This window comes from Paraburkholderia atlantica (assembly GCF_009362785.1).
GTDB classification, from domain to species: Bacteria; Pseudomonadota; Gammaproteobacteria; order Burkholderiales; family Burkholderiaceae; genus Paraburkholderia; species Paraburkholderia atlantica.
The window spans coordinates 1-3,415 of record NZ_WHNQ01000136.1; the positions used below are offsets into that span (position 1 = coordinate 1).

Below are 3,415 nucleotides of genomic sequence, written 5' to 3' on the forward strand. Positions count from 1 at the left end.
TCGAAATGCCTTTTCCAGAACGGACAGCAACTTGATCGCCCACCGGTGCACGGTTGAATGGTCGACATCGATGCCGCGTTCAGTCATCATCTCTTCCAGATTTCGCAGGCTCAGCCCATATGCCACATACCAGCGCACGCACATCAGCATGACATCGAGCGGATAGTGCAGTCGCTTCAGAACCTTCGCAAGTCCTGGGGCAAGGGCCGTTCGTGGCGTCGGTGCCTTCTTCATCATCGGGTCACTACCGGTTCGTCAGACGCGCATTCTAGCGTCCCCGCACTAATGCGACACATCCCTGCTGGCTGCGATAGGCCTCGGTATGCAAGAAGTGGGGAAGGCCGCACTCATGCAGTTCGGTCCATCAATTCGGACTGAATGGTCATAGCCGTGAAAAGTGAGGCGTCCACTGGCAGATCGCCAAACGCGACCTGACAAAGAAGATAGTTCGCCTTGGCCTCTTCCAACTGATCAAGCAGAGTTCGCCGCACAAGAGCCGCTGTTCCTACTACGCACAATTCACTCTCTATTGCTGCGTCTAAATTCAGTGGCAGATTTGGTGGAAGGGGAATCGCATTGAGGTCGTACAGGTATTTGAAGTTTTTAAGCCATCGCTCGAAAGCAGGTGTCGCGAGCGAATATGCATGACTGGCAGATTGACCGACCACAATCATGCGAAGCAACCCGACAAAGGATGGTTGGCCGTCGGTGCCCGTCTTGTATCGTTCCTCGGCACGGTATTCGTCAGTAATCTTGCGAACAAACGAAGCAGGTCCTACGGATGCGATGTTTGCGCCGTTTGCAGCGGCCCAGCGGGCGGACTCGGGTCGATTGGTGGCTATCCATGTCGGCGGGTGCGGCTGTTGATGGGGCCTCAGTGTCAAAGGGACATTGTCTAGCTGAAAATGGTGACCCCGATAGGAAAGGGCGCCCCCCCTCATCGCCTCCATTAGAATCTCGCTGGCTTCGAGATAGCGTGCTGGCACCGTGTCCGCATCGATCCCGAAGTAACTTAGCTCGAGCGGAAGGCATCCGCGCCCCATGCCCATCTCGACCCTACCACCGCTCAAGTGGTCAAGCATGCAGATCTCTTCAAACGCACGTAGCGGATGATTAAGGCTCAGGAGCATCACCAGGGGGCCGAGACGAAGTCCCCGGGTGCGCTGTGCGACGCTCGACAAAAAGAGATTCGGCGATGGGCTCCTTCCGTGCGGCGAACAATGGTGCTCCGCGAGATGGTAAGCGTAAAAACCTAGCCGGTCATACGCTTCCGCCAGCGTAAGGCGGTCCGCGTATTGTCGTCGAATGGCGCTTCCGTCCTCGTCCAAATGATCGAAAATGCCAAAGGCTAGCTTCGAAGATAAGGCGTATCTCATCAAATTTTCTCCAACTTACACCCGGGTACCGGTCTTGATGACGTGAATTACGACTTGCTGGCGCGATTGCCCTTTTGGTCGTCGCGCTCCAGTCCATAGACATCACCCTCAGTTCCCTCGCTTCAGCCAGCACTGCGCTGACGAGGTCGAGATTCCCAGCGGTCAGGGCGAGACCGGAGATCGCGACGTTCGAAGCGAGAGCCGCTGAAGAAGTGAAGATTCATATACTGCGGCACCGCAGGCTAGGGTAAAGCAGGCATGTGTTGCGCTCGCAAAGATCGTCGCAATCCAGACAACCGTCTGTATGCCCTGGATGTACAGGGCCTGGCCACCCAGCGTGTGGGCCAGGGCGTGCTGCCAGTGGCTCTCCGCCTGAACCTACATGGCCGCCCGCGCCGCACGCACATCTGCCTCAATTCGTCCCAGCTCGCCTTGGACCCTCTCCGAGTCGCGCATAGGAAGCGGCGCTCGAAGTTGTTTCCGGCCGCTGTGGGCGAGGTCGGCAACATCCGATAACGCGCCCTCGGCGATGCCCAGGCAGACGGCCCCCAGAAGCACCGACTGAAGGTGCCGCCAATCTTGGTATAGCGCGGACCCGGTTCGCATGATGCTCCAGCTGGAAAGTCGAAAATTGGCCTCCGACGCGAATACGTTTTGAAGGGCTATGTGGTGACTGCCAGTACCCCTGAGGCCGCAGGCGTGCCAGGTGTCTTCGATCTCCTAGGCTGATGCCGGCCGGGCGACGCACCGGACCAACGGTGGGGCGGCATCCCCGCCGGCCCAGAGAGAGAGGTTTTCCTCCTTCCGATATGACACAGATACCCATCATCCAGTCGGCATGGTGGCAACAACTGGCCAACGGCCGCTGACGCGCCACCCGCCCGGCATTCTCTCGGTGGCGCCTCCGGGGGGAGACACTAGCTATGATGACGTCCGACTTGTCCCGGGACATTAGATCGTAAGTCTGTCGCGGCAGTCGAGGGCTCATGATGGCCGATGCACTGCCGATCATCGCGGTCCAGCCGACTGAGCCGTCGAGCCGAGCCAACGCGCTGATCACTTCCATTCCCCAAGATAAATCCAGCCCCAGTCGGCCACGGCTGCGCGGAGCGAACATACGGACTACTCCGATCGATCGCAACCTCGGACTGCATGCGGCGTTCCGCCTCGATCTCGGTTGCACGAGCAAGAAGGGCGGCCGCAAGATCGCGAATGGAGTCAAGGATCCGCCCAACAGCCGAGATCCCCGGCCGTCGTCGCCAGAGGGAGCGCGAGTTGCCGTTTGATGTCCCGTGCTCGCCGGACGATTTGTCCCGTTGGAAGCATCACGTTGATTCATCAGTTTCCGCATGTGTTTGACTACTTTAGTAAGTGCGCATGCCGTCTCCCTATGACAGATGCAGTACGGCGGTGGTTGTTGCGCGCCTTACGGCGCTATGGGCCAGCATTTCGTTGCTTTCGTGTCGCTCTTCCCAATTGGCAGTTCTCTGGACGACTGCGGTCGATGCGATGCTGGTTCTATGTTAGACAGCCCACGGCCACGCTTGACGCTCGTCGCAGAGGTGGATGCACGTAGGCGGGAGAGCGCGGGATTGGGAGCCGTACCATGGAATTTCCTCGTGGAGGCGTAGCATGATGGGGATGCTGCAAGTTTCGAGCCGATCCCCCAAGTCCTTGCAGGACAACGATCACTCTGCAACGCGTTGGCTTATTCCCGACATTGTCGAACACCTGACAAGGTGGATGTGTCGCATTAGTGCGGGGACGCTAGAATGCGCGTCTGACGAACCGGTAGTGACCCGATGATGAAGAAGGCACCGACGCCACGAACGGCCCTTGCCCCAGGACTTGCGAAGGTTCTGAAGCGACTGCACTATCCGCTCGATGTCATGCTGATGTGCGTGCGCTGGTATGTGGCATATGGGCTGAGCCTGCGAAATCTGGAAGAGATGATGACTGAACGCGGCATCGATGTCGACCATTCAACCGTGCACCGGTGGGCGATCAAGTTGCTGTCCGTTCTGGAAAAGGCATTTCGA

The 3,415-nt window shown here is 58.4% G+C and carries 3 protein-coding genes and 2 pseudogenes; 2 read left to right on the forward strand and 3 right to left on the reverse strand.

Annotation, left to right across the window (positions count from 1 at the left end):
- The 3 genes and pseudogenes from GCT19_RS41280 to GCT19_RS45035 all read right to left on the reverse strand — a co-directional run.
- A pseudogene (locus GCT19_RS41280) lies at positions 1 to 237 on the reverse strand (IS6 family transposase); the annotation flags it as partial.
- A 110-nt stretch (positions 238 to 347) separates the two neighbouring features.
- The gene (locus GCT19_RS41285; RefSeq protein WP_018438478.1) at positions 348 to 1,376 is read right to left on the reverse strand and encodes an LLM class flavin-dependent oxidoreductase; all 1,029 of its coding nucleotides are present in this window, start codon (positions 1,374 to 1,376) and stop codon (positions 348 to 350) included.
- A 378-nt stretch (positions 1,377 to 1,754) separates the two neighbouring features.
- A complete protein-coding gene (locus GCT19_RS45035; RefSeq protein ID WP_018438477.1) occupies positions 1,755 to 1,982 on the reverse strand; it encodes a hypothetical protein in 228 nt (75 codons plus the stop codon).
- Positions 1,983 to 2,362: 380 nt separating this feature from the next.
- Between GCT19_RS45035 and GCT19_RS41295 the strand changes: the two genes are divergently transcribed.
- Together GCT19_RS41295 and GCT19_RS41300 are read left to right on the forward strand one after the other, a co-directional pair.
- Complete coding sequence (locus tag GCT19_RS41295; RefSeq protein ID WP_152855042.1) at positions 2,363 to 2,662, forward strand: hypothetical protein; 300 nt, start codon at positions 2,363 to 2,365, stop codon at positions 2,660 to 2,662.
- A 516-nt stretch (positions 2,663 to 3,178) separates the two neighbouring features.
- Positions 3,179 to 3,415 (forward strand): annotated as a pseudogene (locus GCT19_RS41300) (IS6 family transposase); the annotation flags it as partial.

Excerpts from the sequence above, each read along its gene's own strand:
- GCT19_RS41285 (WP_018438478.1), bottom strand. The coding sequence starts at position 1,376 with ATGAGATACGCCTTATCTTCGAAGCTAGCCTTTGGCATTTTCGATCAT.
- GCT19_RS45035 (WP_018438477.1), bottom strand. The coding sequence starts at position 1,982 with ATGCGAACCGGGTCCGCGCTATACCAAGATTGGCGGCACCTTCAGTCG.
- GCT19_RS41295 (WP_152855042.1), top strand. The coding sequence starts at position 2,363 with ATGATGGCCGATGCACTGCCGATCATCGCGGTCCAGCCGACTGAGCCG.